The 23449-nt window shown below is 63.7% G+C and carries 25 protein-coding genes; 12 read left to right on the forward strand and 13 right to left on the reverse strand.

The features are described 5' to 3' along the window. Positions 1-30: 30 nt before the first annotated feature. The 7 genes from HU772_RS10560 to HU772_RS10590 are packed head-to-tail and all read right to left on the reverse strand — an operon-like array spanning position 31 to position 7472. Positions 31-474, reverse strand: coding sequence for a GNAT family N-acetyltransferase (locus HU772_RS10560; RefSeq protein WP_186661639.1), 444 nt, complete (start codon positions 472-474; stop codon positions 31-33). Beyond that, positions 461-1678, reverse strand: coding sequence for an MFS transporter (locus tag HU772_RS10565; protein WP_186661641.1), 1218 nt, complete (start codon positions 1676-1678; stop codon positions 461-463). Before HU772_RS10565 ends, HU772_RS10560 begins: the two co-directional genes overlap by 14 nt. Then, complete coding sequence (locus HU772_RS10570; RefSeq protein WP_186661642.1) at positions 1675-2823, reverse strand: ATP-grasp domain-containing protein; 1149 nt, start codon at positions 2821-2823, stop codon at positions 1675-1677. Before HU772_RS10570 ends, HU772_RS10565 begins: the two co-directional genes overlap by 4 nt. A 3-nt stretch (positions 2824-2826) precedes the next feature. Further along, positions 2827-4077, reverse strand: coding sequence for an aminotransferase class III-fold pyridoxal phosphate-dependent enzyme (locus HU772_RS10575; protein WP_186661643.1), 1251 nt, complete (start codon positions 4075-4077; stop codon positions 2827-2829). Beyond that, positions 4074-5483 carry a hypothetical protein gene (locus HU772_RS10580; protein WP_186661644.1) on the reverse strand — a complete coding sequence of 470 codons (1410 nt, stop codon included), beginning with the start codon at positions 5481-5483 and terminating at the stop codon, positions 4074-4076. Before HU772_RS10580 ends, HU772_RS10575 begins: the two co-directional genes overlap by 4 nt. A gap of 10 nt (positions 5484-5493) precedes the next feature. Further along, the gene (locus HU772_RS10585; RefSeq protein WP_186661645.1) at positions 5494-6483 is read right to left on the reverse strand and encodes an iron-containing redox enzyme family protein; all 990 of its coding nucleotides are present in this window, start codon (positions 6481-6483) and stop codon (positions 5494-5496) included. Positions 6484-6494: 11 nt separating this feature from the next. After that, the gene (locus HU772_RS10590) at positions 6495-7472 is read right to left on the reverse strand and encodes a heme oxygenase-like domain-containing protein (protein ID WP_186661646.1); all 978 of its coding nucleotides are present in this window, start codon (positions 7470-7472) and stop codon (positions 6495-6497) included. 449 nt (positions 7473-7921) lie between these two features. Between HU772_RS10590 and HU772_RS10595 the strand changes: the two genes are divergently transcribed. Both HU772_RS10595 and HU772_RS10600 read left to right on the forward strand, forming a co-directional pair. Continuing rightward, entirely contained in the window at positions 7922-8491 is a 570-nt protein-coding gene (locus HU772_RS10595; RefSeq protein WP_186661647.1) for an SPOR domain-containing protein, read from the forward strand. 199 nt (positions 8492-8690) lie between these two features. Beyond that, positions 8691-9116, forward strand: a complete 426-nt coding sequence (locus HU772_RS10600) for a GTP pyrophosphokinase (protein ID WP_186661648.1) — start codon at positions 8691-8693, stop codon at positions 9114-9116. A gap of 6 nt (positions 9117-9122) precedes the next feature. Here HU772_RS10600 and HU772_RS10605 read toward each other — a convergent pair whose 3' ends face one another. The 3 genes from HU772_RS10605 to HU772_RS10615 all read right to left on the reverse strand — a co-directional run bounded on the left by HU772_RS10605 (position 9123) and on the right by HU772_RS10615 (position 11378). Continuing rightward, positions 9123-9815, reverse strand: coding sequence for an endonuclease (locus HU772_RS10605; protein ID WP_186661650.1), 693 nt, complete (start codon positions 9813-9815; stop codon positions 9123-9125). Between the two features lie 6 nt (positions 9816-9821). Then, positions 9822-10064 carry a DUF1654 domain-containing protein gene (locus HU772_RS10610; RefSeq protein WP_186661652.1) on the reverse strand — a complete coding sequence of 81 codons (243 nt, stop codon included), beginning with the start codon at positions 10062-10064 and terminating at the stop codon, positions 9822-9824. A 225-nt stretch (positions 10065-10289) separates the two neighbouring features. After that, entirely contained in the window at positions 10290-11378 is a 1089-nt protein-coding gene (locus HU772_RS10615) for an asparaginase (protein ID WP_186661692.1), read from the reverse strand. Positions 11379-11719: 341 nt separating this feature from the next. On the opposite strand from HU772_RS10615, the gene HU772_RS10620 reads away from it, so the two are divergent. The 7 genes from HU772_RS10620 to HU772_RS10650 all read left to right on the forward strand — a co-directional run bounded on the left by HU772_RS10620 (position 11720) and on the right by HU772_RS10650 (position 18851). Next, a complete protein-coding gene (locus tag HU772_RS10620; protein ID WP_186661654.1) occupies positions 11720-12673 on the forward strand; it encodes a sugar ABC transporter substrate-binding protein in 954 nt (317 codons plus the stop codon). 132 nt (positions 12674-12805) lie between these two features. Further along, the gene (locus HU772_RS10625) at positions 12806-14359 is read left to right on the forward strand and encodes a sugar ABC transporter ATP-binding protein (protein ID WP_186661656.1); all 1554 of its coding nucleotides are present in this window, start codon (positions 12806-12808) and stop codon (positions 14357-14359) included. Then, on the forward strand, positions 14356-15348 hold the full coding sequence (locus HU772_RS10630; protein WP_186661658.1) for an ABC transporter permease: 993 nt from the start codon (positions 14356-14358) through the stop codon (positions 15346-15348). The genes HU772_RS10625 and HU772_RS10630 overlap by 4 nt, the downstream gene beginning before the upstream one ends. Positions 15349-15351: 3 nt before the next feature. Then, positions 15352-16374, forward strand: coding sequence for a LacI family DNA-binding transcriptional regulator (locus tag HU772_RS10635; RefSeq protein ID WP_186661659.1), 1023 nt, complete (start codon positions 15352-15354; stop codon positions 16372-16374). A 9-nt stretch (positions 16375-16383) separates the two neighbouring features. After that, on the forward strand, positions 16384-17292 hold the full coding sequence (rbsK, locus tag HU772_RS10640) for a ribokinase (protein WP_186661660.1): 909 nt from the start codon (positions 16384-16386) through the stop codon (positions 17290-17292). Next, the gene (gene rbsD, locus HU772_RS10645) at positions 17289-17693 is read left to right on the forward strand and encodes a D-ribose pyranase (RefSeq protein WP_186661661.1); all 405 of its coding nucleotides are present in this window, start codon (positions 17289-17291) and stop codon (positions 17691-17693) included. Before rbsK ends, rbsD begins: the two co-directional genes overlap by 4 nt. 147 nt (positions 17694-17840) lie before the next feature. Beyond that, complete coding sequence (locus HU772_RS10650; RefSeq protein WP_186661662.1) at positions 17841-18851, forward strand: nucleoside hydrolase; 1011 nt, start codon at positions 17841-17843, stop codon at positions 18849-18851. Here the strand turns inward: HU772_RS10650 and HU772_RS10655 are convergent. Beyond that, positions 18823-19035, reverse strand: coding sequence for a hypothetical protein (locus HU772_RS10655; protein ID WP_186661667.1), 213 nt, complete (start codon positions 19033-19035; stop codon positions 18823-18825). The two genes, HU772_RS10650 and HU772_RS10655, sit on opposite strands and share 29 nt — an antisense overlap. A gap of 288 nt (positions 19036-19323) precedes the next feature. Here HU772_RS10655 and HU772_RS10660 point away from each other — a divergent pair, with 288 nt between their 5' ends. After that, the gene (locus HU772_RS10660) at positions 19324-19644 is read left to right on the forward strand and encodes an I78 family peptidase inhibitor (protein WP_186661668.1); all 321 of its coding nucleotides are present in this window, start codon (positions 19324-19326) and stop codon (positions 19642-19644) included. A gap of 285 nt (positions 19645-19929) precedes the next feature. Here the strand turns inward: HU772_RS10660 and HU772_RS10665 are convergent, their stop codons facing one another. Both HU772_RS10665 and HU772_RS10670 read right to left on the reverse strand, forming a co-directional pair. After that, positions 19930-20142, reverse strand: a complete 213-nt coding sequence (locus tag HU772_RS10665) for a cold-shock protein (RefSeq protein WP_012313861.1) — start codon at positions 20140-20142, stop codon at positions 19930-19932. A 164-nt stretch (positions 20143-20306) separates the two neighbouring features. Further along, positions 20307-20609, reverse strand: coding sequence for a hypothetical protein (locus tag HU772_RS10670; RefSeq protein ID WP_186661669.1), 303 nt, complete (start codon positions 20607-20609; stop codon positions 20307-20309). Positions 20610-20946: 337 nt separating this feature from the next. Between HU772_RS10670 and thrS the strand changes: the two genes are divergently transcribed. Together thrS and infC are read left to right on the forward strand one after the other, a co-directional pair. Next, the gene (thrS, locus tag HU772_RS10675; protein ID WP_186661673.1) at positions 20947-22869 is read left to right on the forward strand and encodes a threonine--tRNA ligase; all 1923 of its coding nucleotides are present in this window, start codon (positions 20947-20949) and stop codon (positions 22867-22869) included. After that, positions 22869-23420 carry a translation initiation factor IF-3 gene (gene infC, locus HU772_RS10680; protein WP_023629190.1) on the forward strand — a complete coding sequence of 184 codons (552 nt, stop codon included), beginning with the start codon at positions 22869-22871 and terminating at the stop codon, positions 23418-23420. The genes thrS and infC overlap by 1 nt, the downstream gene beginning before the upstream one ends. Positions 23421-23449: the final 29 nt, after the last annotated feature.

The raw sequence follows: 23449 nt of genomic DNA on the forward strand, positions 1-23449 counted from the left end.
CCGCCATCGCAGGCGACGGCGGCCAACGTGTCAGCGCTTGTAGATATCGGGCCGGTGCAGTTGCCACAGGTAATTGGGCTGGTTGACCGGGGTGAAACCGAGCTTCTCGTACAGCCAGGGCGCCGTGGTGGTGGCCAGCAGGATGCGGCGCAGGGCCTGCACCTCTGGCACGTCCAGTAGCGCCTCGGATAACCGTCGGCCCAAGCCCAGGCCGCGATAGCGCTCATCGACGAACACATCGCAGAGGTAGCCGAAGGTGGCGTAGTCGGTGACCAGCCGGGCAAAGCCCACTTGTTGCTGGCCCGCATAGGCGCCCATGCACAGGCTGTTGGCGATGCTCGTCTCGACCCGATCACGGCTGATCCCCGCTGCCCAGGTCGAGCCGGTGAGAAAAGCGTGGATGACGTCCAGGTCCAGCCGTGTCTTGTCCGCTGACAGGCTGAAATCCTGGGTGGGGACGCTAGGGGTGTTCATAGTGGCCTTCCTTGACGGGCTGCTGATCCTGCTTACGGTAGGCCACGACGAGCAGGATCGCCATGGCCGACAGTGCGCAGTTGATATACCAGAAGTGGCTGAAATCGAGCGCGGCGGCGTACAGGCTCGCGCTGGTGTTGCCGAGCACCGAGCCTAGCAGCCCCATCAACCCCAGCAAGCTGAAACCCACCGGCAGCAGGTCGACGCCCACGCTTTTGCTCAACAGCGAGTCGATGGCCGGGTCGATGGTGATTTCGCCCAGGGTGAACAACAGGATGGCGCACAGGAACAGGGCCTTGCCCGACAGCTCGGCCATGAGCCAGAAGGTCAGCAGCATGCAGCCAAAGCCCAGGGCCAGGGTGGCATAGACTGGCATTCGTCGCGACAGCCAGGTGTTGAACGGCAGTTGCAGCAACATCACGACAGCGGCATTGACCCAGAACACATGGGCCACCGCGTCGGTGCCCCACTGTTCGACGGCGATCAAGGGGAACGAGTACTCCAGCTGGATGTAGTGGAACTGGTAGGCCAGCGAAACCAGCATCAGCACGACTGCCAACGGACTGCGCAGGATGACCCACAGCGCGCGGCTGAACGCCAGGCCGCGCGTGGCCTGGCTGCCAGGGCCAGGCGCGGGCGGGCGCACGGCGGCGAGAATCACCAGGGCCAGGCACTGGATCGCCGCGGCGGCGGCAAAAAACGCGGTGGGTGTCTGTTCGATCAGGGCGGCGCCCAGGCAGCTGCCCAGGGCCACGCCAAGGTTGTTCACCGTGCTGCGAAAGGAAAACAACAGGTAGTGGTTGTCGCCCGGCGTCAATGCCACCAGCGCAGCCTTGGCCGCCGGGGTGAAGAACGCCTTGCTCACGCCCAATGCCAGGCTGAGCACGCTGAGGCCCCAGGGGCTGGTGATGCCCGTGGCGAACAGGGCGTAAGTGCTGATCTGCATCACCAGGCCGATGCGCATGGTCAGCAGCGGGCCTTTGCGATGGCTCAGGTAGCCGCCGAGAAACGCGGCGCAGTATTGACCGAGCAGAAACAGCGTCAGTTGCCCGGCGGCGAACGAAGGCGGATGGTCAAGCACCTTGACCAGGTAGACGACGAAGAACGGAATGACCGAGAAATACCCCAGGGCTGTCAGGAACTGTACCAGTACCACGCGCCTGGCATCGCCCGGCATGCTGCTCAGCAAGGTGCGCAGGCTCATACGACGATCACCTCGATATGATCGATGACCTGGCGCAGGCGCTCATGCAACTGCTGGGTATCGGGCGCTGAGGCGATGAGGCTGCCGTGACGCTGAAATGAATCGGCCAGTGGCTTGATCCGGTCGTCGGGCTTGAGGTTCAGCTCGAACCAGTGCACGTGGGTGGGGAGGCTGGCCGGCAGGCGGACGGACTGCACGGTACCGGGGGCGTATTCGAAGAACTTGATGGCCGCGCAGTCGCGCCGTGCCGGCTCCACCACGACCGGTTCGTCCAGCAACAGCCGAGCGTGGGCGCTGACCATGTCGAAGCCGGTGGCCAGTTCCACCAGTTGCCAGATCCGATCACCTCCCGGGCGATTATGGCATTCGATGATGTCGATGCTGTCGCCGTCGCGCTTGAATTCGAGGTGGGCGGGGCCATCCACCAGGCCGATGGCATCCAGGCAACGTTGCAGGTAGGCCCAATGCTCGGGTATCAGGTCAAAGGCGCCGGGGGCGATCAGGTGGCCCGTCTCCACCAGGCCGTTGTCTCCCCCCAGCCATTTTTCGGTGATCGCCAGCAGGTGATGGCAGCCCTTGACGCTGAACGTCTCGCAACTGAACTCCTTGCCGTCCAACCATGACTCGATGATGTAGCGTCGTGCCGGGTGCAGGGTCACCGACTCACCTGGGGCCAGCACATGCACGTCGCGGCTGCCGGTGCCATCCTCCGGCTTGACCACCTGCCGCTCGGCCCAGCGATTGTGCAACAACGCCCCTTCCTGCGCAGTGTCCAGGGGGAGGAAGCGCACCCGGGTCAGGTCGTTGTCGAGCAAGGCCTGGCGCGTCAGCAGTTTGTTGCGTGTCACGACTGAAGGCTCGAGCAAAGGGGCCGGTACACCAAGCATCTGGCCGATGATGGCCGCTGGTACCACGCCTAGCTCGGTGTAGGAGAGCACGGCCCGCACGGGTGTGGCGGCGGCGATGGCCGTGGCCTGGAGCAGCAACTCCGGCAGTTGCGCGAAATTGCCCAGGTGTACCGGGCACGGTGCGCTGCGTTGCCAGGGCGTGAGGCGTTCCGGCTCGCTCAGCACCACGACCGCGGGGGTCACGGCCAGCACCTTGCGCAGGTAGTCGTCGGTGGGGCCCAGTAATAACAAGCTCATGGGTCATCCTTGAAAGTCGGTGGCCAATTCGGTGAACACTTCGAGAAAATCGTCCAGCGCGGCCTGGCTGACCGTCAGCGGGACGATCAGCTTGAGGGTGTCCGGCGCATGCGCACAGACCGTGGCGCAGATATGGTTGAGAAACAATGAATGCCACAGGTTGAAGCAGAGCTGGGCATCCTGGGCCTGGATGAAGACGCACGCGCCCAGGGTGTCGACCTGCCTGAGCACCCGCGGGCAGCGTGAGGCGATGCCTTGTAGCTGCTCGCCAAAGGCGGCCAGTGGTTGCCAGGTGGCGGGGGCTTGCAGATGGCTGTCCAGCAAGTCCAGCACCGCCTCGGCCAGGCGCAGCGCCAGGTTGTTGCTGGCGAAGGTGGAGCCGAGGATCTTCTGGCAGCCAGGTCGGGCGAACAGCCCGTCATAGAGCGCGTCGCGCATGAGCAACTGGGCGCTGGGGATCCAGGCGCCGGTCAGCGACTTGGCCAGCAGCAGCACATCGGGCTGTTCTCGCCAGCCCAGGGCCTGCATGGCCGAGTAGTGCCCGCAACGCCCGAGGCCGCTGAATACTTCATCGACAATGCTGACCGTGGCGTGCGTGCGACAGCCGGCCAGTAAACGGTCGGCCTGGCTGGCGGGCAGGGTGCGGCCGCCACCCATGGCCTGCAGCGGCTCGATGATCAGCGCCGCGATATCGCCCTGGGCGAGCAGGGCCAGGGCTTCGTCAGGGTGGTCGAAGTAGTCGATGGTCAGGGCTGGTTTCAGGCTGTCGAATCCCATGCGTAGCGCGGGTTGGTCGCTCAGGTACTGGGTGAGGGCGCCACTGCCGTGAAAGCAACGTCGCCTGGCCAGCACCCGGCTTCTGCCGGTGGCCAGCAACGCCGCCTTGAGCGCCCCTTCCACCGCTTCGGTCCCGGTGCTGAGGCTGCACAGCTTCCAACCCCCTTGCAGACCAAGGCGCGATATCAACCGGGGAGCCAGCGCTGCCCCGCCCTGGCAGATTCCCAGCGGCGCGCCGGTGGGAAGGTCCTCGGCCAGCAGCGTCAGCAGGCGCTGGCGCAGGCCGTCATGGTTGTGGCCCAGGATGGCCGCGCCATAGTGCCCGACCAAGTCCAGCCAGCGGTTGCCCGCGCTGTCGTACAGGTATTCCCCCCGGGCCTGGGTGAACAGCGGGACCTCGCCCAGTTGCTCCAGCAGCGCGGCCCACTGTGGATTGACGTGCTCGCAGTACTGCGCCAGCACCTGGGCAGAGGTCACAGGAACTCATCCATGGTGAAATTCAGCGGTGGACGGCGCTGGAGCACATGGATGCGATGCAGTTCTTCCCAGGTCCGGTGGGTCAGTTCCAGCAGCAGCGCATAGACGGTGGCGGTGCCCTGTTGCTGCTGCTCGCTGAGCTCGCCGACCTCGGCCAGCATGATCCGCGAGATGTACTGGTGGGCAAGTTTTTCGTTGAGCTGCTCGTGCTTGCGCGAGGGCCGGTTGTTGAACACCGTGGTACTGCTGAATTGGCTGGACAGGGCGTTGAGCAGGTTTTCCTGGCCCGGCAGGCCCTCGGTGATGGTGGCGGCGGCGAAGTAGGACACCACGTCGCGGGTGGCGATGTAGGTGTAGAAGTCGCACATCAGCTGGGCGCAGGGCGTGGGCAGCGCGCTGTGCAGTTGCTCTTCGGTCATGCCCAGCGACTTGCAGGTCTTGAGCTCGTACAGTTCATGCCCGGCCTCTTCCATGTAGTAGCGTCGGGCCAGGCGCTTGAGCGGCCTGGGCAGGCGCTGGGCGATGGCGGGGCAGATCAGGTCGATGAAGCGGTCGGTGATGTAGTACTCCTGGGCGTAACTGGCAGCGATCAGCGCGTCGCAACGGTCGTTGTCGCCACGGAAGGCGGCGCGATACTGGCTGGGCGGCTGCTCGGCGAGAAAGTCCAGGCCCCAGCGCTCCAGGCGAATGGCCAGGTTGACGCCAGAGTCCACGCCTTCGATCGGCAGGATGGCCGAGCACAGCCTTTGCGCATCAGCCTGCTGGCTGCGCACCAGCAACCAGGTCATGACGAACAGGCACTTGCGCACCTCGCCGGCCCAGAAGGCGCTGAACTCGATGTCGGGCAGCACCGGGGCCTTGCCGCCGATGCCTTGCAGCAAGGCGGCTGCCGCCGGAATCGCCGGCGGGCACACCACGCTCCAGCTGGTGAGGGCCAGGCGGGCATAGACCAGGAACATGTTCGAGCTGCTGGCGTAGATCTCGGGAATGCTTGCCGGGGTCGGCCGGGCGATGAAGGCCAACAATTCCTCGGCCACCTCCACGCGGGTGAAGTTGTGCTTGCGCAGGGTCGCCAGGGCTTCGTCGAGTGCCTGGGCCAGCAACGCGCGCTTGTTGGCCAGGGTGTGCTCCGGCGCCGACTCCCTGATCAAGCCAGCATCGTCGAGCAAGGTCATGATGTCCTGCAATTGCGGGTCGCCGCCGCTCTGGCGCAGTGTCGACCAGTGCTCGCTGTCACCGCTGGCCAGGCTGCGCAAGGTGCTGTCGAGCTGCTCGAGTGCGTCGGCTGAGAGCACGAACTCCGGGTGCCGCTCGCCAATCTCCAGGGTATCGCTGGCGCTGTCGACGGCCTGGTAGCCGATATTGAGGAAAGGTTTTCTGTAGCTGCCGATCGACCACTTGTCCATGTGCCTCACCTCAGCTGAACAGACGCAGCTTGACCGCGTCCTGGTAGTAGGTGCAGATCTGGCTGTCCCATTTGCCCATCAGTTCCAGCAACGAGCACACGTGTACCAGGGTGACCCGGGTTTCCTCTTCCGACAGGGCAGGGAAGTAGCCCAGCAGGTCGTGGGTGATGTTGCCGTGGCCTTCGGCCTCATTGACGTTGGAGTGGCCGATGATCGGGCCCCAGAACGCCTTGGGCAGGTCCAGGCGTTCGCAGGCGGCAATGAATTGCTGGTTGAATTCCGGGTAGGGCTCCTCGAACAGGAACAGCGAGCTGATGAACGACAGCAGGTGCTGGCGGGCGAACACGCCCAAGGAGGCGTAGATCGAGAAAGTGGTCGACAGCGGCGCCGTCTGCTTGAGCTTGTCCCGGTCGATGCCGACCGCGTGCAGGGCATCGGCCAGCAGCGATTCGTGGTCGTGTTCTTCGAGGAACAGCTTCTTCACCCCTTGGTACACCTCGGGGCTGCTGTTGTGCGCCAGCGCCGGCGAGATGACCCGCGGCGCCTGCTTGACGATGTGGTAGTACTCGATGGCGAAGCCGATCAGTTGGCTGCGGGTCACGCGCTGCTCATGCATGCGTTGGTACAGCGGCGAGTCGCCCTGGCGCCGATGGAACGCGGCGATGGTCGCGGCCAGCCGGCGCGAGAACTCGCGGCCCGACAGCACTCCCTGGGGCTTGGGATAGCGGCCCTCGGTGAGCAGATAGTGCTTGTCCAGGTCGATGATCAAGCTTTCGATGGTGGGTGCATCCAGCGACTGCGCGTACTTGCTGTAGAGCTCGTCGGTGCTCAGGCTGCCGTGCTTGAGATCCTCCAGCAGCTCGACCAGGCCGGGCAGTTGCGGATCTTCCAGGACGACGCCCTGCAGGCGGTAGTCCAGGTGGTGATTGTTGCCGTCCTGGGTGTGCTGGACCCCGGGCCGCAGTTTGGGGTAGCGGAAACGTTGGCTTTGCGTGTGCATGCAGGCGCCCCTTATGGGTTCACGGACCGGAGGAGGGTGTCGGTGTTGGCGTAGTGCTCCCAGACCGCCGTGTGGAAGTCGTCGTACAGCTCGACGAAGACATGGGTGTTGGCCTTCATGCCGTTGAGCTGCTCAAGGGTGACCACCGGTATCTCGGCGAACAGTTCGCGGGTCAGCACGCCATGCTCGGCGCCGATGTTGATGTTGGCGTGGGCCAGGATCGGGGCGATGAACGCATCGCTGATCTTGCCGCTCTGCTGCATGGCGATGATGTAGCTGTCGACCTCGATGTCCTTGCCTTCGAGGATGCCCATGGTGGTGAAGAAGAACAGCGGGTCGGTGGCGGCCCAGTAGGCCAGCGCGTTGCACAGCGCCAGGGTCTCGGGCAGTGGTACCGAGGCGCGGATTTGTTCGGCGGTGATGCCCAGGGTGGCCAGGGCCTTGAAGATCAGTTCGTCGTGGCCGTACTCCTCGCCATAGAACTCGTTCATCTTCAGGCGCGCCTTTTCCGAGGCGACATAGTTGAGCACCGGGGAGTCGAACCAGCTTTCGCGGTAGAGGAAGTTGAAGTTCTCGATGGCCATGCCGTAGTAGACATTGGCGGGAACCTCGGTCGGTGTCTGCAGGGCCTGCCAGAACTTGTTGGCGTAGAGCGTCTTGTGCAGCAGTTCGGCCTGCAGGTCCTCGATGATCAGGATCGCCTCGTCGCCGCTGAGGTAGTGCTCGCCGGAGTCGGTCCGGTAGGCCAGGTTACTGTGCGCCAGGGTGTCGAGGAACTCGCTGATCGCCTGGGGCTCCAGCGCGCTGTTGAGGGCGCTGACCTGGGCCAGCGTGCGTGAACCGTCGCACTGCGACAGCACCTGGTTCCAGTGCGCGGCCTTGCCTTCCAGCCCGGTGACTTCATGTGCGTTGCCCGAGAACATCAGGGTCTTCGCGTTGGGATCGTGGCCTTCCTCGAACCGGCCGAAGGCGATGAAGGATTCGCTCATCCGTGGCACTCCTTGTCTGTAGGAAAGCCGGGCGTTGCGCCCGGCCATCGACATCGTGTTACAGGTGCGACGCCATCAGGATCGGGCGCTCGTTCTTGGCCTTGATGACGATCTTGCGGGTGGTGGACTCGGTTTTCTTTTCCGGCTTGACGGTGGTCTTCGACATATCATTGTCCTCACGGTTTGGGTGATGCCGGGCCATCCGATGATGGTGTCCATGCAATCGCGCCGCGCAACCTGCTCGATCCCGGCGGCACTCATTCAAGCACTCGGCGGCAGGAAGAAAATTGCTTTTTTGGCGGTGCGCGATGGCTATTGCTGGAAGTTTTTTTCCTCTTGGCGGCTTGGCCGGCGCAAGCGCGCCATGACGCACTTGCTCATGTTTCTCGCCTCCACCCGCCCACTCCCCCCATGCTAGAATCCGCCCCTTCGAATCTGGAGGTAGACGCGTGCGCAAACTGGCGGTGGTAATGGCGGTGCTGGCCCTGGCGGGCTGTGACAACGAAGTCGAGGGTGTGCACAAGCAGGTGGCCGAACACTTGCAAAACCCCAAGACGGCCAAGTTCGCCAACGTGCGCTTCGACACCCAGGGCTCGATCTGCGGCCAGGTGCGTGGCAAGGACGACGCCGGCCAGTTCGAGCCCTATCGCAGCTACGTGGCGATCAAGCACGATGGCCAGTACGAAATCCTCATCGACCAGACTGGCAACAACCTGCGTATCCGCGAGGTGTGCGGCGGTGCCGAACTGCAGCGCCGCGCCGACGAACTGGCCGAACAGCCCGCGCCGGAAGGTTGGGACGTGGAGGTGATCCAGGGCCCGAACATGGGCGCGCTGACCGACATGACCGCACGCTTGATCGAGAAGGGCATCCCGTCGTCGGTCGAGTACCGCGAGGGCAAGCCGGTGGTGCTGATGGGGCCGTTCCCGAGCAAGGCCGAGGCCGAGGCACGCAAGGCCGAGGTGATGGGCAAGCTGGGCACCGACTCGATCGTCATCCAGCATGGCGCCAAGCGCTGAGCCTGCGTAGTTCTTGCAATTCCTGGGGCTGCTGCGCGCAGCGTGGTGCCTACCTCCCGCCATGCGCTCTACCTGTAGGCGCCAGCCTTGCCGGCGATGGGATGTGCAGCGCTCCCGGAACAGCCTCGCGGTCCAACTGTCACACCCTCAAGGTCACAGCTATGCTGAACAAGGCAGGATCAAGCGGGGGAAACACCTCATGGCAACGCTGGAACGGGCCATCGCGGTGGCCATCAAGGCTCATGAAGGGCAGTACGACAAAGGTGGGGCGGCCTACATCCTTCACCCATTGCGGGTAATGGAACGGGTGGTGACCCCAGAGCAGCGCATCGTCGCGGTGCTGCACGACGTACTGGAAGACACTCCGTTCACCCTTTCCGACCTGGCCCGCGAAGGTTTTCCGCTGAAGATCCTCGCCGCATTGCTGGCCCTGAGCCGCCGTGAAGGGGAGAGCTACGAGGCCTTCGTCATCCGCCTGGGCGTCGATCCCCTGGCTCGTCAGGTCAAGCTGGCGGACCTGGCCGACAACAGCGACCTGTCACGTATTCCCCACCCCGGCCCCGCCGACCTGGCGCGGCTGAGCCGCTACCAGCAGGCCAGTGCCTACCTGCAGGCGCTGGCCTGACCGGCATCAGCCGCAGGCCTTGAGGTTGACCGGCCCGACGAACTCGTTGCCACGGCCCATCACGCACGCCACCTGCTGGTTGCGTTGCAGCTCCCAGGTCTGCGGCGGGTAGGTCTTGTTCCAGGCCTCGAACAGTTGCCGGTCCTGCTTGGACAGGCGCAGATCGTACTGCTTGCTCATGTAGAAGTAGGTGCGCGCGATCATCCCGCGGATCGAGGGGCGCGGCATGACCTTCTTGGCCTTGAAGTCGACCTGGGTCAGACAGCTGCCGTACTGGCCATGCTGCTCGGGCAGCCAGCCGAAGCTGTAGTTGCTGCGATCACCGTTGACCTCGCCAATGCTCGGCACCAGGTTGTGCAGGTCGGCCTCGGCGCGCTGGTAGACCTTGTCGTTGCGCGAGCAGTTCTTGCGCCCGCCGCTTTGCCAGCACTGGCGCTGGTGGCCGATCTGCCAGGCCGGGACTATGTGTTCCCACTCGATGCGCGAGGCGCGCTGCAAGTTCTTGCGTGGTTCATAGCCACAGGACGCCAGGTCGACCCTGTTGCCCTTGTACTTGCAGCCGCAATAGAACTCGGTGGATTGCGGCGCGTACAGCTTCCAGGCGACCTTCTTGGCCTCCTGGAAGGTGCGCGGGGCATCGGCGTGGGCAAGTGGGGCGGTCAACAGCAGGCAGGCGACAGCAAAAAGCGAAACTCTCATGCGGGGTCAGTCTTCCTTCGGCACGGTCCAGAAAATCTGCACGCCGCCATCGTCGCGGTGGGCGAGGGTGACGTTGTCGTTCTCGGCGATTTCCTCGAGCAGGGTGGCCCAGTCGTCGGGCGATTCGTGTTCGAGGCGGAAGATCAAGGCGGCGCGGCTGCGCTGGGCGGTGGGGCTGTTGATGATCTTCTGGATGCGCTGACCCAGTTGTTCATAACTGCTCGGTGTTGCGGAGGCGGGACTGGCCACGGGCTTTTCCTTGTTTTGCTGTATGTGCATACAGTATTAAACTGTAGGCCATTTCGCAACAGCAGGTAGGGCGAAAGCCCTATAAGACCGTGGTGGAGGGATTGGTTCCGTCGAAAGCATTGCGGGGCAAGCCCGCTCCCACAAGGCACACATGACCTTCGTGGCAGCGGGCTTGCCCCGCGATGGGCCGGTATGTTCAACACACCAGCCCGAGGTGTATGCCGATCAGTATTCCCAGAAGATCCGCTGCAGCTCCTTGCTGTCCTGGGTCTTGGTCATTGCGACCATGGCCAGGATCCGCGCTTTCTGCGGGTTCAGGTCGTGGGCCACGACCCAGTCGTTCTTGTCGTCAGGCTGTTCGGCGTTGCGCAGCACGAAGCCGCCCTGGTTGACGTGGGACGAGCGAATGATCTGCACGCCGTTCTTGCGCAGCTCCTGCAGGGCTGGAACCACCCGCGACGACACCGAGCCGTTGCCGGTACCGGCGTGGATGATCGCCTTGGCGCCGGCCTGGGCCAGGGCCTTGTAGGCGGTGTCGGTCACGTTGCCGTAGCCGTAGGCAATATCGACGGCCGGCAGGCTGCTGATCTGCTTGATGTCGAATTCGGAGTTGACGGTGTGACGCTTGGCCGGCAGACGGAAGAAGTACGACTTGCCTTCCACCACCATGCCCAGCGGGCCCCATTGGCTCTTGAAGGCTTCGGTCTTGATGTTGACCGACTTGCTGACGTCGCGGCCGGACTGGATCTCATCGTTCATGGTCACCAGCACGCCCTTGCCGCGGGCGTCCTTGCTGCTGGCCACGGCCACGGCGTTGTACAGGTTGAGCATGCCGTCGGCGGACATGGCGGTGCCCGGGCGCATCGAACCGACCACGATGATCGGCTTGTCGGTCTTCTCCACCAGGTTGAGGAAGTAGGCGGTTTCTTCCAGGGTGTCGGTGCCGTGGGTGATGACGATGCCGTCGACATCCTTGCTGTCGGCCAGTTCGGCGACGCGCTTGCCCAGCTTCAGCAGGTCGTCGTTGCCGATGCTCTCGGAGGCGATCTGCATCACCTGCTCGCCGCGCACGTTAGCCAGGTCCTGCAGCTCCGGCACGCCGGCGATCAGCTTGTCGATGCCCAGCTTGGCGGCCTGGTAGGTAGCGCTGTTGGCGGCGCTGGCGCCAGCGCCGGCGATGGTGCCGCCGGTGGCCAGGATCACCACGTTGGCCAGCTTCTGTTGTTGTGCGGCTTCCTTGGCGGAAACGGCGGTCGGCAGCACCAGCAACAGCGCCAGGGCGCTTGGTGCGAAGGTGTTCAGGGCGAATTTCATCATGTCTGCTTCTCTCTTCCTGGGTGAGATGTTCGCGATGTCGCGCGGATACAAAGGCAGATTTCGTACCAGCAACTACCGTTCGTCGTATTTCATCTTTAACCCCCGGAATAGCGGGGGGCATCGAGGCGAGCCACTGCCAGCATTGTGCTCAGCCGTTCGGCTGGCCGAATAAGCGTAGGAAAGGTGTTCGGTTTTTCGGATAAATTGCGGATAATCCGACGGGCGTGACCATGGCCGGGGTGCGCGAATGGATTTGACAAAAGCGGGGCCTGTTTCCATAGTGAGCTACCGCAAACGTTTGCGATCCGATAAAAACCACAAGATTCGGAGTCATTTCCATGAAACTGCCGTTTTCCGGCCGTCCACTGGCCCTCGCCGTGCTGTCTTCACTCATCTTCGCCCTGCCATTGTCCGCCGCCCATGCTGAAGACGCGCCCAAGGTCGCCCTGGTGATGAAATCCCTCGCCAACGAGTTCTTCCGCACCATGGAAGACGGCGCCAAGGCCTACCAGAAAGACCATCCGAACGACTTCACCCTGGTGGCCAACGGTATCAAGGACGAAACCGACACCGGCAACCAGATCCGCATCGTCGAACAGATGATCGCCACCGGCGCCAAGGCGCTGGTGATCGCCCCGGCCGATTCCAAAGCTCTGGTACCCGTAGTGAAGAAGGCCATGGATGCCGGCATCACCGTGGTCAACATCGACAACCGTCTCGACCCCGACGTCCTCAAGAGCAAGGGCATCAGCGTGCCCTTCGTCGGCCCGGACAACCGCAAGGGCGCGCGCCTGGTGGGCGACTACCTGGCCCAGCAGAAGCTCAAGGCCGGCGACCAGGTCGGCATCATCGAAGGCGTGCCGACCACCACCAACGCCCAGCAACGCACCGCCGGCTTCAAGGACGCCATGGCGGCCGCGCAGATGAAGATCGTCTCGGTGCAGTCGGGCAACTGGGAAATCGACAAGGGCAACGCCGTGGCGGCCTCGATGCTCAACGAGTACCCCGAGCTCAAGGCGCTGCTGGCCGGCAACGACAGCATGGCCCTGGGCGCGGTCTCGGCCGTGCGCGCCGCCGGCAAGACCGGCCAGGTGCAGGTGGTCGGCTACGACAACATCAACGCCATCAAGCCGATGCTCAAGGACGGTCGCGTGCTCGCCACCCTCGACCAGGCGGCCAGCCAGCAGGCGGTGTTCGGTATCCAGGCAGCATTGAAAATGCTCAAGGGCGAAAAGCCGGGCGTGGATGCCGACAACGTCATTCAGACCCCGGTCGAACTGATCACCCAGTGATGTTGCGATCCCTGTAGGCGCGGGCTTGCCCCGCGATCACCGGCGTAGCCGGTGCCATGCGCCGCGTTGACTGTTTCGCGGGGCAAGCCCGCTCCTACAGGGGGGGTAGTGCCAACCTAGGAGAGAATGGCCATGCCAGTACCGGCCAATGAAACCGTGCTAGCCGTCAGCGGCCTGGGCAAGACCTACGCCCAGCCCGTGCTCGGCGACGTCACCCTCGAGCTGCGCGGCGGCGAAGTGCTGGCCCTGACTGGCGAGAATGGCGCGGGCAAGTCGACCCTGTCCAAGCTCATCAGTGGCCTGGAGGTTCCCAGCACCGGCCAGATGCTGTATCGCGGCCAGCCCTACAGCCCTGGCAGCCGCGCCGAAGCCGAGCGCCTGGGTGTGCGCATGGTGATGCAAGAGCTCAACCTGCTACCGACCCTGACCGTGGCCGAGAACCTGTTCCTCGACAACCTGCCTAGCCGCTTCGGTTGGATCAGCCAGAAACGCCTGCGCCAACTGGCCACGGCAGCCATGGCCCAGGTGGGCCTTGAGGCCATCGACCCGGACACCCCGGTTGGTGAGCTGGGCATTGGTCATCAGCAGATGGTCGAGATCGCCCGCAACCTGATCGGCGATTGCCATGTGCTGATCTTCGACGAGCCCACCGCGATGCTTACAGCCCGTGAGGTGGAGCTGTTGTTCACCCAGATCGAGCGTCTGCGCCAGCGTGGCGTGGCCGTCGTCTATATCTCCCATCGTCTCGAGGAACTGCAACGCGTGTCCCAGCGCATCGCCGTGCTGCGCGACGGCAAGCTGGTATGCGCCGAGCCGATCCAGCGCTACAGCAGTAACGAGCTGGTCAACCTGATGGTCGGCCGCGAGCTTGGCGAGCATATCGACCTGGGCCGTCGGCAGATTGGCGCCCCCTTGCTCAAGGTCGACAAGCTCAGCCGCGGCGACAAGGTCCGCGAGGTATCGCTTGAGGTCAGGGCAGGGGAGATCTTCGGTATCTCCGGCCTGATCGGTGCCGGGCGCACCGAGCTGCTGCGCCTGATCTACGGCGCCGACCGCGCCGACAGCGGCAGCGTCGCCCTCGGCCAGCCTCCCCAGGTGCTGAGCATCGACTCGCCCAAGGCTGCGGTGGCCGCGGGCATCGCCCTGATCACCGAGGACCGCAAGGGCGAAGGCCTGCTGCTGTCGCAGTCGATCAGCGCCAACATTGCCCTGGGCAACCTCGGTGCGGTGTCCCGGGCCGGCGTGCTCGACCCCGACGCCGAGCGTACCCTGGCCGAACGTCAGATCGCCGCCATGCGCATCCGCAGCGCAAGCCCGGCCCAGGCGGTCGGCGAGTTGTCGGGCGGCAACCAGCAGAAAGTGGTGATCGGCCGCTGGCTGGAGCGTGACTGCCAGGTGCTGCTGTTCGACGAGCCCACCCGCGGCATCGACGTTGGCGCCAAGTTCGATATCTATGGCCTGCTCGCCGAGCTGGCGCGCCAGGGCAAGGCCCTGGTGGTGGTGTCCAGCGACCTGCGCGAACTGATGCTGATCTGCGACCGTATTGCCGTGCTCAGCGCCGGTCGTCTGATCGACACCTTCGACCGCGACCATTGGAGTCAGGACCAGATCCTCGCCGCCGCCTTTGCCGGTTACCAGAAACGTGATGCCCTGCTGCACGACGCAGCCCCCAGGATGGACGCATGAAAACCACAACAAACACCTCGGCCGCCGCGCCCGTGCGCCGCAGCGGCACCTACTTCGGCCTGGGCACCTACCTGGGGCTGGCCGGCGCCTTGCTGGCGATGATCGTGCTGTTCTCGCTGCTCAGCAGCCACTTCCTGTCCTACGCCACCTTCAGCACCCTGGCCAACCAGATCCCCGACCTGATGGTGCTGGCGGTGGGCATGACCTTCGTGCTGATCATCGGTGGCATCGACCTGTCGGTGGGCTCGGTACTGGCCCTGGCGGCTTCCGCCGTCAGCGTGGCCATCCTGGGCTGGGGCTGGGGCGTGTTGCCCGCCGCCTTGCTGGGCATGGCCGTGGCGGCGCTGGCCGGCACCGTCACCGGCAGCATCACCGTGGCCTGGCGTATCCCGTCGTTCATCGTCTCGCTGGGCGTGCTGGAAATGGCCCGCGGCCTGGCCTACCAGTTCACCGACTCGCGCACCGCCTACATCGGCGATGCCTTCGCCTGGTTCTCCAACCCCATTGCCTTTGGCATCTCGCCGGCCTTCATCATTGCCCTGCTGGTGATCGTGCTGGCCCAGCTGGTGCTGACCCGCACCGTGTTCGGTCGCTACCTGATCGGTATCGGCACCAACGAAGAAGCGGTGCGCCTGGCCGGTATCGACCCGCGCCCGTACAAGATCCTGGTGTTCACCCTGATGGGCGTGCTCGCCGGCCTGGCTGCATTGTTCCAGATCTCCCGCCTGGAGGCCGCAGACCCCAATGCAGGCTCCGGTCTCGAACTGCAGGTGATCGCCGCCGTGGTGATCGGCGGCACCAGCCTGATGGGAGGGCGCGGCTCTGTCATCAGCACCTTCTTCGGCGTGCTGATCATTTCGGTGCTGGCCGCAGGCCTGGCCCAGATCGGCGCTTCGGAGCCGACCAAGCGCATCATCACCGGGGCGGTGATCGTCATCGCCGTGGTACTCGACACTTACCGCAGCCGGCGCGCGAGCCGGCGGAACTGAACCATGGCTACCATCAAAGACGTCGCGGCACTGGCGGGCATCTCCTACACCACCGTGTCCCATGTACTGAACAAGACCCGCCCGGTCAGCGAGCCGGTGCGGCTGAAGGTCGAGGCGGCGATCGCCGAGCTCGACTACGTGCCCAGCGCCGTGGCCCGCTCGCTGAAGGCGCGCAGCACCGCCACCATCGGCCTGCTGGTGCCCAACAGCGTCAACCCGTACTTCGCCGAGTTGGCCCGGGGGATCGAGGACGCCTGCGAGCGCAACGGCTATTGCGTGATCCTGTGCAACTCCGACGACAACCCGCAAAAACAGCGCAGCTATCTGCGGGTGTTGCTGGAAAAGCGCATCGATGGGCTGATCGTCGCCTCGGTGGGCGAGGACCAGGACCTGCTCGACAGCCTGGGCAGCGTACGCACGCCGATGGTCATCGTCGACCGCGCCCTGGATGGCGTCGAGGCCGACCTGGTGCGTATCGACCACGAGCAGGGCGCTTACCTGGCCACTCGCCATCTGCTGGAGTTGGGGCATCGCGAAATCGCCGCCATTGCCGGCCCGGTCGACACCGGCGTCAGCCAGCTGCGCCTGGCCGGTTTTCGCCGGGCCATGGCCGAGGCGGGCGCGTCCATCGCTGCCGGGCATGTGCTGCACAGTGACTTCACCAGCCCCGGCGGCCATGCGGCGGCGGTGCGCTTGCTCGATGGCGAGCGACCCACGGCGATCTTCGCCGGCAACGACATGATCGGCTTCGGCGTGCTGCGCGCCGCCGCCGAGCGCAACATCGACGTGCCGGGCGAGTTGTCGGTGATCGGTTTCGACGACATCGAACTGAGCCGCTACGTCTACCCGGCGCTGACCACGGTCGGCCAGTCGATCCGCGAGCTGGGCGAGAGCGCCGCCGGCCTGCTGCTGTCGCGTATTGCCACGCCCGGTCGTGGCGTGGCCGAACAACGCATCGTCGCGCCGCGTATCGTGCTGCGCGAATCCACCGGGCCGCGCCCGGACCTGTTCAATGCTTACCGTTAAGGAATACCCATGAATGCCAAGGTGGTTGTGGTCGGCAGCCTCAACATGGACCTGGTGGCGCGCGCCCAGCGCCTGCCCCGTGGCGGCGAGACCTTGCCCGGCGAAAGCTTCTTCACCGCGCCAGGCGGCAAGGGTGCCAATCAGGCCGTGGCGGTCGCGCGCCTGGGCGCCAGCGTGGCGATGGTCGGCAATGTCGGTGACGACGCCTATGGCCAGCAGCTGCGTCGGGCGTTGCAAGTCGAAGGCGTCGATTGCCAGGGCGTGGGCACCTGCACGGGCGTTTCCAGTGGCGTGGCCTTGATCGTGGTGGATGCCGCCAGCCAGAACGCCATCGTCATCATCCCGGGCGGCAATGGCCTGCTGGGGCCCGAGTCGGTGCGCCGCTTCGACGCGCTGCTGCAACAAGCCGAAGTGATCATCTGCCAGTTGGAGGTGCCGGCGGCCACCGTGGCCTGGACCCTGGCCCGCGGTCGCGAGCTTGGCAAGACGGTGATCCTCAATCCAGCGCCGGCCACCGGCCCGCTGCCGGCGGAATGGTTCGCCCATATCGACTACCTGATCCCCAACGAGAGCGAGGCCGAGGCCCTGGCCGGGGTCAAGGTCGACGACCTGGACAGTGCGCGTCGGGCGGCCGAACGCCTGCGCAAGATGGGCGCGGGCAAGGTGATCGTCACTCTGGGCGCTGAGGGCGCTCTATTGGTCGATGCCGCTGGTAGCCGGCATTTTCCGGCCCCGCGCGTGCAGCCGGTGGATACCACCGCGGCGGGCGATACTTTCGTCGGCGGCTTTGCTGCCAGCCTGGCGCGTGGTCTGCCCGAGGCTGAGGCGATCGGCTTCGGCCAGCGCGCCGCTGCGTTGTCGGTGACCCGAGCCGGCGCGCAGCCGTCGATCCCTTACCTGAAGGAGCTGGCGCCATGAAAAAGACGCCGTTGCTGAATATCGCCCTGTCGCGGACCATCGCCGGATTGGGGCATGGTGACCTGCTGGTGATTGGCGATGCCGGCTTGCCGGTGCCGCCAGGGGTGGAACTGATCGACTTGGCGCTGACTCCCGGCATTCCGGATTTCGCCAGCGTGCTGCGCGTGGTGCTGAGCGAGATGCAGGTGGAGCGGCATGTGCTCGCCGAGGAGGTGTTCCAGGCCTTGCCGCCGGGGTTGGCCGAGGTCGAGCGGATGCACGCCGTTGGCGAGATCGGCCAGCGGGAAGTCATGAGTCATGCTGATTTCAAGGCCCTGTGTCGTCAGGCTCGGGCCGTGGTGCGTACGGGGGAGTGCAAGCCCTATAGCAATATTGCCCTGGTGGCTGGCGTTACCTTTTAGACCGAATGCGAGGGCTTTGCCCTCGATCGCGGCGCAAGGCCGCTCCTACAGAGGGGCAACCCGGTTCGTGTAGGAGCGGCCTTGTGCCGCGAAAGGGCCGCAAAGCGGCCCCTGTTGAATCCATCCCCTAGCAACAAGGAGTGCTGAATGTCCCTCAAAACCTTGCTCCAAGGAGCCGTCCTCATGTCCGCGCTGGCCGCCACCTCCCTGATGGCCGCGCCCCGCGACCTGATCATCGACACCGACCCCGGCGCAGATGACGTGGTGGCCCTGCTGTTGGCCATGGCCTCGCCAGAGGAACTGAAAATCCGCGCCATCACCACCGTGGCCGGCAACGTGCGCCTGGAAAAGACCTCGCGCAACGCTCGCCTGGCCCGTGAATGGGCGGGGCGCGAAGAGATCCCGGTTTACGCTGGGGCAGGGCGACCGATGGTGCGCACGCCGATCTACGCCGCCAACGTCCATGGCGAAGAAGGCCTCACCGGCGTGCAGGTTCACGAGCCGAACAAGCCCCTGGCCAAGGGCAACGCCGTGCAGTACCTGATCGACACCCTCAGCACTGCCGAGCCCCACAGCATCACCATTGCCATGCTCGGCCCGCAGACCAACCTGGCCCTGGCGCTGATCCAGAAGCCCGAGATCGTCAACGGCATCAAGGAGGTGGTGGTGATGGGCGGCGCCCACTTCAACGGCGGCAACATTACCCCGGCCGCCGAGTTCAACCTGTTCGCCGACCCCCATGCCGCCGAGGTGGTGCTGGCCAGCGGCGTCAAGCTGACCTACCTGCCGCTGGATGTCACCCACAAGGTGCTCACCAGTGACGCTCGCCTCAAGCAGCTGGCCGCGGTGAACAACCACGCCAGCAAGCTGGTGGTGGACATCCTCAACGCCTATATCAAGTTCGACATGGACAACTACGGCATGCTTGGCGGCCCGGTACATGACGCCAGCGTCATCGCCTACCTGCTCAAGCCCGAGCTGTTCAAGGGCAAGCAGATCCATATGGTGGTCGACAGCCGTGAGGGCCCGACCTTCGGCCAGACCGTGGCCGACTGGTATGGCGTGCTCAAGCAGCCGGCCAACGTGATGTGGATTGAAGAGGGCGACGCCCAGGGCTTCTTCGACCTGCTCAGCGCGCGGCTGGCGCGATTGAAATAGCCTCGCTTGGCGCGTAGCGCTCGAGCACCTGCTCGATGAAGCTGCGCGCCGCCTCGCCACCACGATCGCGCACCAGCAGGTCGACGGCGATCAGCATCAGTTCCTCGGGGGTGCCAGGGCTATAGGCGCTCTGGCCCTCGTCCCACTTGACCTTGATATCGGCATCGATGCTGTGGCTGCTCATGGGGCGGTTCTCGCTGGGGCCTGGGGGATAGGTTGAATACCGCGTCCTGGCGTTCGAAGGGGAGACGTTTCGCGCTCCGCTTCTTGCAGTAAATCATGCCTTTGCCGCAGGGGCCCTGCGACTTAAGCATAAGCGCCGGGCAGGGGAGAACCGCAGGTTTGGTGCAAAATCCGGTCACGATTGCGTTTCGCGTCTAGCATCGTAGTCAGGCAGAATCGTGCGGTTTTGCAACAAACAGTTGGAGGAACTGTCCGAGAGTGCAGTTCCCAGATCGATTTAGGAGGATTCATGTTCCGTACCCGCGCTTCCCTGGCGACCCTGCTGGTGGCTTCCGTTCTGGCTGGTTGCAGCACTGGTGGTTCTACGGGGGGCAGCAGCGCTCCCGCCACCCCGGCTGACAACCATGGCCGCTGCGAAGCCAGCGGCGCCGATTTCACCATCGGCAAGGTGGCCAGCCCGGAGTTGCTGGAGCAGGCGCGCAAGGCCAGCGGCTCGCAGATGGCACGCGTCCTCACGCCGCATGATGTGATCACCCTGGAATACCGCTCCGAGCGGTTGAACCTGAATGTCGATGACAAGGGTGTGGTCACCCGCGTCAACTGCGGCTGATCCGACCCCGGCGTAAAGCCGCTCCCACAGGGAACGCGCCAACCTCAAGCCATGCGCTTCTCCTGTAGGAGCGGCCTTGTGTCGCGAAAGGGGCGCGCAGCGGCCCCAGGTTCTTAGCCACAGCACAGGTCGCCGGGGCCGCTTTGCGGCCCTTTCGCGACACAAGGCCGCTCCTACAGGGGGACTTGGCCAGCCTTCCAGTTCGAGGTAGCCGATTCCGATGGGCTGCAGCGCAGCCAATAAAAAACCCGCCACAAGTGGCGGGTTTTTTACAGCTATCCGAAATTACTCCGGACGAACCTGTGCAGCCTGCATGCCCTTCTGGCCTTTCTCGGCAACGAAGGAAACGGTCTGGCCTTCTTTCAGGCTCTTGAAGCCGTCGGATTCGATGGCCTTGAAGTGAACGAACAGGTCGTCGCCGCCGCCTGCTGGAGTGATGAAGCCGTAGCCTTTTTCATCATTGAACCATTTGACGGTGCCTTGTTGGCGATTGGACATGAGGTGAATCTCCAGAAACATGATTTTTATCGGGGTGCAACGTTGCCGAGGCCACAGGAGCACCGGCAACATCATAGTGCATTTCTGCGAATCTAGCGCCTCTTACCTTCGCAGGATGTTGATCCAGGGCAAAAGATGCCAGGGATGGACCTGAACGGCCCAAGTTATTTAGGTTTGCAGGCCGCCTGCACCACGCTCTGGGCGCGCTGCATCAGCTTGGCGTCGACGCCGTCCTTGCTGTCGAGGTCCTCGATCTCCTTGTCGGTGAAGTTCTTTTTGATGGTCTGGGCACCGCAGTCGCAGTGTTTTTTCGCCATTGCCGCGTTTACGCCCTGGCCGGTGGCTACTTGCTGGCATTGAGCCATGTAGGCTGCTTCCTTGCCCGCAGGGAAATTGCCCGCATTGGCAGCCAGAGGCAGCAGCAGGGCGCTTGCGGCACAGACGGCCAGAAGAGACAGAACTCGCATAACCAGACACTCCTTGGGTTAAGGTCTCATCAAGAGTAGGTTGCTTCAGAAGGTCTGATAGGAAATTTTCCGTACAAGTTCACCACCCCAGCGTAATTTCCAAATATTTCTACGAGCCACGCAACCTGCGTGCTAGCATGCTTGGCTTGCAGCTCGCCACTTGTAGCTTGCAGCTTCTTTATTACCTTCCAGTCACTCTGGTTCGTCCCTGGCAGGCCGAAAGGTCTCTGCCACTGTGAGGCAGGCTTTCCCGCGGGAAAGGCAGGGCGGATCTTGTACTGGCTCATCCCAACCCACGTGACCTTTGGTAGGGGTCACCACTAGGAGAGGAGGCGCCATGCCCGTTATTACTCTTCCCGATGGCAGTCAACGCACGTTCGACCAGCCGGTATCCGTAGCCGAAGTCGCCGCATCCATTGGTGCGGGCCTCGCCAAGGCCACCCTGGCCGGCAAGGTCGACGGCAAGCTCGTCGATGCCTGCGACAAGATCGACCACGACGCCACCCTGCAGATCATCACCCCTAAAGATGAAGAGGGACTGGAGATCATCCGTCACTCGTGCGCCCACCTGATCGGCCACGCAGTGAAGCAACTGTATCCGACCGCCAAGATGGTGATCGGCCCGGTGATCGACGAAGGTTTCTACTACGACATCGCCTACGAGCGTCCCTTCACCCCGGACGACCTCGCGGCCATCGAAAAGCGCATGCAGCAGCTGATCGATACCGACTACGACGTCGTCAAGAAGATGACCCCGCGCGCCGAAGTCATCGACGTGTTTACCCAGCGTGGCGAAGACTACAAGCTGCGCCTGGTCGAGGACATGCCGGATGAACAGGCCATGGGCTTGTACTATCACGAAGAATACGTCGACATGTGCCGTGGCCCGCACGTGCCGAACACTCGCTTCCTCAAAGCATTCAAGCTGACCAAGCTGAGCGGCGCCTACTGGCGCGGCGATGCCAAGAACGAGCAGCTGCAACGTGTGTACGGCACCGCCTGGGCCGACAAGAAGCAGCTGGCCGCCTACATCCAGCGCATCGAAGAAGCCGAAAAACGCGACCACCGCAAGATCGGCAAGCAGTTGGACTTGTTCCACTTGCAGGAAGAAGCGCCGGGCATGGTGTTCTGGCACGCCAACGGCTGGACCGTGTACCAGGTGCTCGAGCAGTACATGCGTAAAGTGCAGCGCGAGAACGGCTACCAGGAGATCAAGACCCCGCAGGTCGTCGATCGTATTCTCTGGGAGCGTTCCGGCCACTGGACCAACTATGCCGAGAACATGTTCACCACTTCGTCGGAAAGCCGTGACTACGCGGTGAAGCCGATGAACTGCCCGTGCCACGTGCAGGTGTTCAACCAGGGCCTGAAGTCCTACCGCGACCTGCCGCTGCGCCTGGCCGAATTCGGTGCCTGCCACCGCAACGAACCATCTGGCGCCCTGCACGGCATCATGCGCGTGCGTGGCTTCGTGCAGGACGATGCGCACATCTTCTGTACCGAAGACCAGGTGAAGAAGGAAGCCGCCGACTTCATCAAGCTGACCTTGGACGTCTACAAGGACTTCGGTTTCACCGATGTCGCCATGAAGCTGTCGACCCGTCCGGCCAAGCGCGTGGGTTCCGAAGAGCTGTGGGATCGCGCCGAAGGCGCCCTGGCCGACGCCCTGAACGATTCGGGCCTGGAGTGGGAATACCAGCCGGGCGAGGGCGCGTTCTATGGTCCGAAGATCGAGTTCACCCTGCGCGATTGCCTCGGCCGTAACTGGCAGTGCGGCACCCTGCAGTACGACCCGAACCTTCCAGAGCGTCTGGATGCCAGCTATATCGCCGAAGACAACAGCCGCGTGCGTCCGGTGATGCTGCACCGCGCCATCCTCGGTTCGTTCGAGCGTTTCATCGGCATGCTCATCGAGCACTACGCCGGCGTGTTCCCAGCCTGGCTCGCACCGACCCAAGCCGTGATCATGAACATCACCGACAAACAGGCCGATTTCGCCCTCGAGGTGGAAAAAGCCCTGAACGGAAGCGGATTCCGTGCCAAGTCGGACTTGAGAAATGAGAAGATCGGCTTTAAAATCCGCGAGCATACTTTGCTCAAGGTCCCATACCTGCTGGTTATAGGGGATCGCGAAGTCGAAACGCAGACCGTCGCCGTACGCACCCGTGAAGGCAAAGACCTCGGCTCCATGCCGGTGGCTGAATTCACGCAGCTGCTCAACAGCGCTGTCGCCCAGCGCGGTCGCCTAGAATCGGAGTAATGACTATTAAGCGTGAAATGAGAAACGATAAACGAACTGCACCGAAAGCCCCGATCAACGAGAATATCTCGGCACGCGAGGTTCGGTTAATTGGTGCTGACGGCGAGCAGATTGGCATCGTCTCGATTGATGAAGCGCTGCGTATCGCTGATGAAGCGAAGCTGGATCTGGTGGAAATCTCTGCAGACGCGCAACCGCCCGTCTGCAAGGTGATGGACTACGGCAAGCACCTCTTCGAGAAGAAGAAGCAGGCCAACGAAGCCAAGAAGAACCAGAAGCAGATCCAGATCAAAGAAATCAAGTTTCGTCCAGGGACGGAAGAAGGGGATTACCAGGTAAAACTACGCAACCTGGTACGTTTCCTTAGCGATGGGGACAAGGCCAAGATCTCTCTGAGATTCCGCGGCCGTGAGATGGCCCACCAGGAGCTGGGCATGGAGCTGTTGAAGCGGGTCGAAGCTGACCTCGTGGAATACGGCACCGTTGAGCAGCATCCGAAGATGGAAGGACGCCAGCTTATGATGGTCATCGCCCCCAAAAAGAAGAAGTAATCTCCCGGGCACGGCAGGCCTGATGATTA

Source organism: Pseudomonas xantholysinigenes, from assembly GCF_014268885.2.
GTDB lineage: Bacteria > Pseudomonadota > Gammaproteobacteria > Pseudomonadales > Pseudomonadaceae > Aquipseudomonas > Aquipseudomonas xantholysinigenes.

Bases quoted from the DNA above. Each gene is read 5' to 3' on its own strand.
- HU772_RS10560 (WP_186661639.1), bottom strand. From the start codon at position 474: ATGAACACCCCTAGCGTCCCCACCCAGGATTTCAGCCTGTCAGCGGAC.
- HU772_RS10565 (WP_186661641.1), bottom strand. From the start codon at position 1,678: ATGAGCCTGCGCACCTTGCTGAGCAGCATGCCGGGCGATGCCAGGCGC.
- HU772_RS10570 (WP_186661642.1), bottom strand. From the start codon at position 2,823: ATGAGCTTGTTATTACTGGGCCCCACCGACGACTACCTGCGCAAGGTG.
- HU772_RS10580 (WP_186661644.1), bottom strand. From the start codon at position 5,483: ATGGACAAGTGGTCGATCGGCAGCTACAGAAAACCTTTCCTCAATATC.
- HU772_RS10585 (WP_186661645.1), bottom strand. From the start codon at position 6,483: ATGCACACGCAAAGCCAACGTTTCCGCTACCCCAAACTGCGGCCCGGG.
- HU772_RS10590 (WP_186661646.1), bottom strand. From the start codon at position 7,472: ATGAGCGAATCCTTCATCGCCTTCGGCCGGTTCGAGGAAGGCCACGAT.
- HU772_RS10600 (WP_186661648.1), top strand. From the start codon at position 8,691: ATGGCAACGCTGGAACGGGCCATCGCGGTGGCCATCAAGGCTCATGAA.
- HU772_RS10605 (WP_186661650.1), bottom strand. From the start codon at position 9,815: ATGAGAGTTTCGCTTTTTGCTGTCGCCTGCCTGCTGTTGACCGCCCCA.
- HU772_RS10615 (WP_186661692.1), bottom strand. From the start codon at position 11,378: ATGAAATTCGCCCTGAACACCTTCGCACCAAGCGCCCTGGCGCTGTTG.
- HU772_RS10620 (WP_186661654.1), top strand. From the start codon at position 11,720: ATGAAACTGCCGTTTTCCGGCCGTCCACTGGCCCTCGCCGTGCTGTCT.
- HU772_RS10625 (WP_186661656.1), top strand. From the start codon at position 12,806: ATGCCAGTACCGGCCAATGAAACCGTGCTAGCCGTCAGCGGCCTGGGC.
- HU772_RS10630 (WP_186661658.1), top strand. From the start codon at position 14,356: ATGAAAACCACAACAAACACCTCGGCCGCCGCGCCCGTGCGCCGCAGC.
- HU772_RS10635 (WP_186661659.1), top strand. From the start codon at position 15,352: ATGGCTACCATCAAAGACGTCGCGGCACTGGCGGGCATCTCCTACACC.
- rbsK (WP_186661660.1), top strand. From the start codon at position 16,384: ATGAATGCCAAGGTGGTTGTGGTCGGCAGCCTCAACATGGACCTGGTG.
- rbsD (WP_186661661.1), top strand. From the start codon at position 17,289: ATGAAAAAGACGCCGTTGCTGAATATCGCCCTGTCGCGGACCATCGCC.
- HU772_RS10650 (WP_186661662.1), top strand. From the start codon at position 17,841: ATGTCCCTCAAAACCTTGCTCCAAGGAGCCGTCCTCATGTCCGCGCTG.
- HU772_RS10655 (WP_186661667.1), bottom strand. From the start codon at position 19,035: ATGAGCAGCCACAGCATCGATGCCGATATCAAGGTCAAGTGGGACGAG.
- HU772_RS10660 (WP_186661668.1), top strand. From the start codon at position 19,324: ATGTTCCGTACCCGCGCTTCCCTGGCGACCCTGCTGGTGGCTTCCGTT.
- HU772_RS10665 (WP_012313861.1), bottom strand. From the start codon at position 20,142: ATGTCCAATCGCCAACAAGGCACCGTCAAATGGTTCAATGATGAAAAA.
- HU772_RS10670 (WP_186661669.1), bottom strand. From the start codon at position 20,609: ATGCGAGTTCTGTCTCTTCTGGCCGTCTGTGCCGCAAGCGCCCTGCTG.
- thrS (WP_186661673.1), top strand. From the start codon at position 20,947: ATGCCCGTTATTACTCTTCCCGATGGCAGTCAACGCACGTTCGACCAG.
- infC (WP_023629190.1), top strand. From the start codon at position 22,869: ATGACTATTAAGCGTGAAATGAGAAACGATAAACGAACTGCACCGAAA.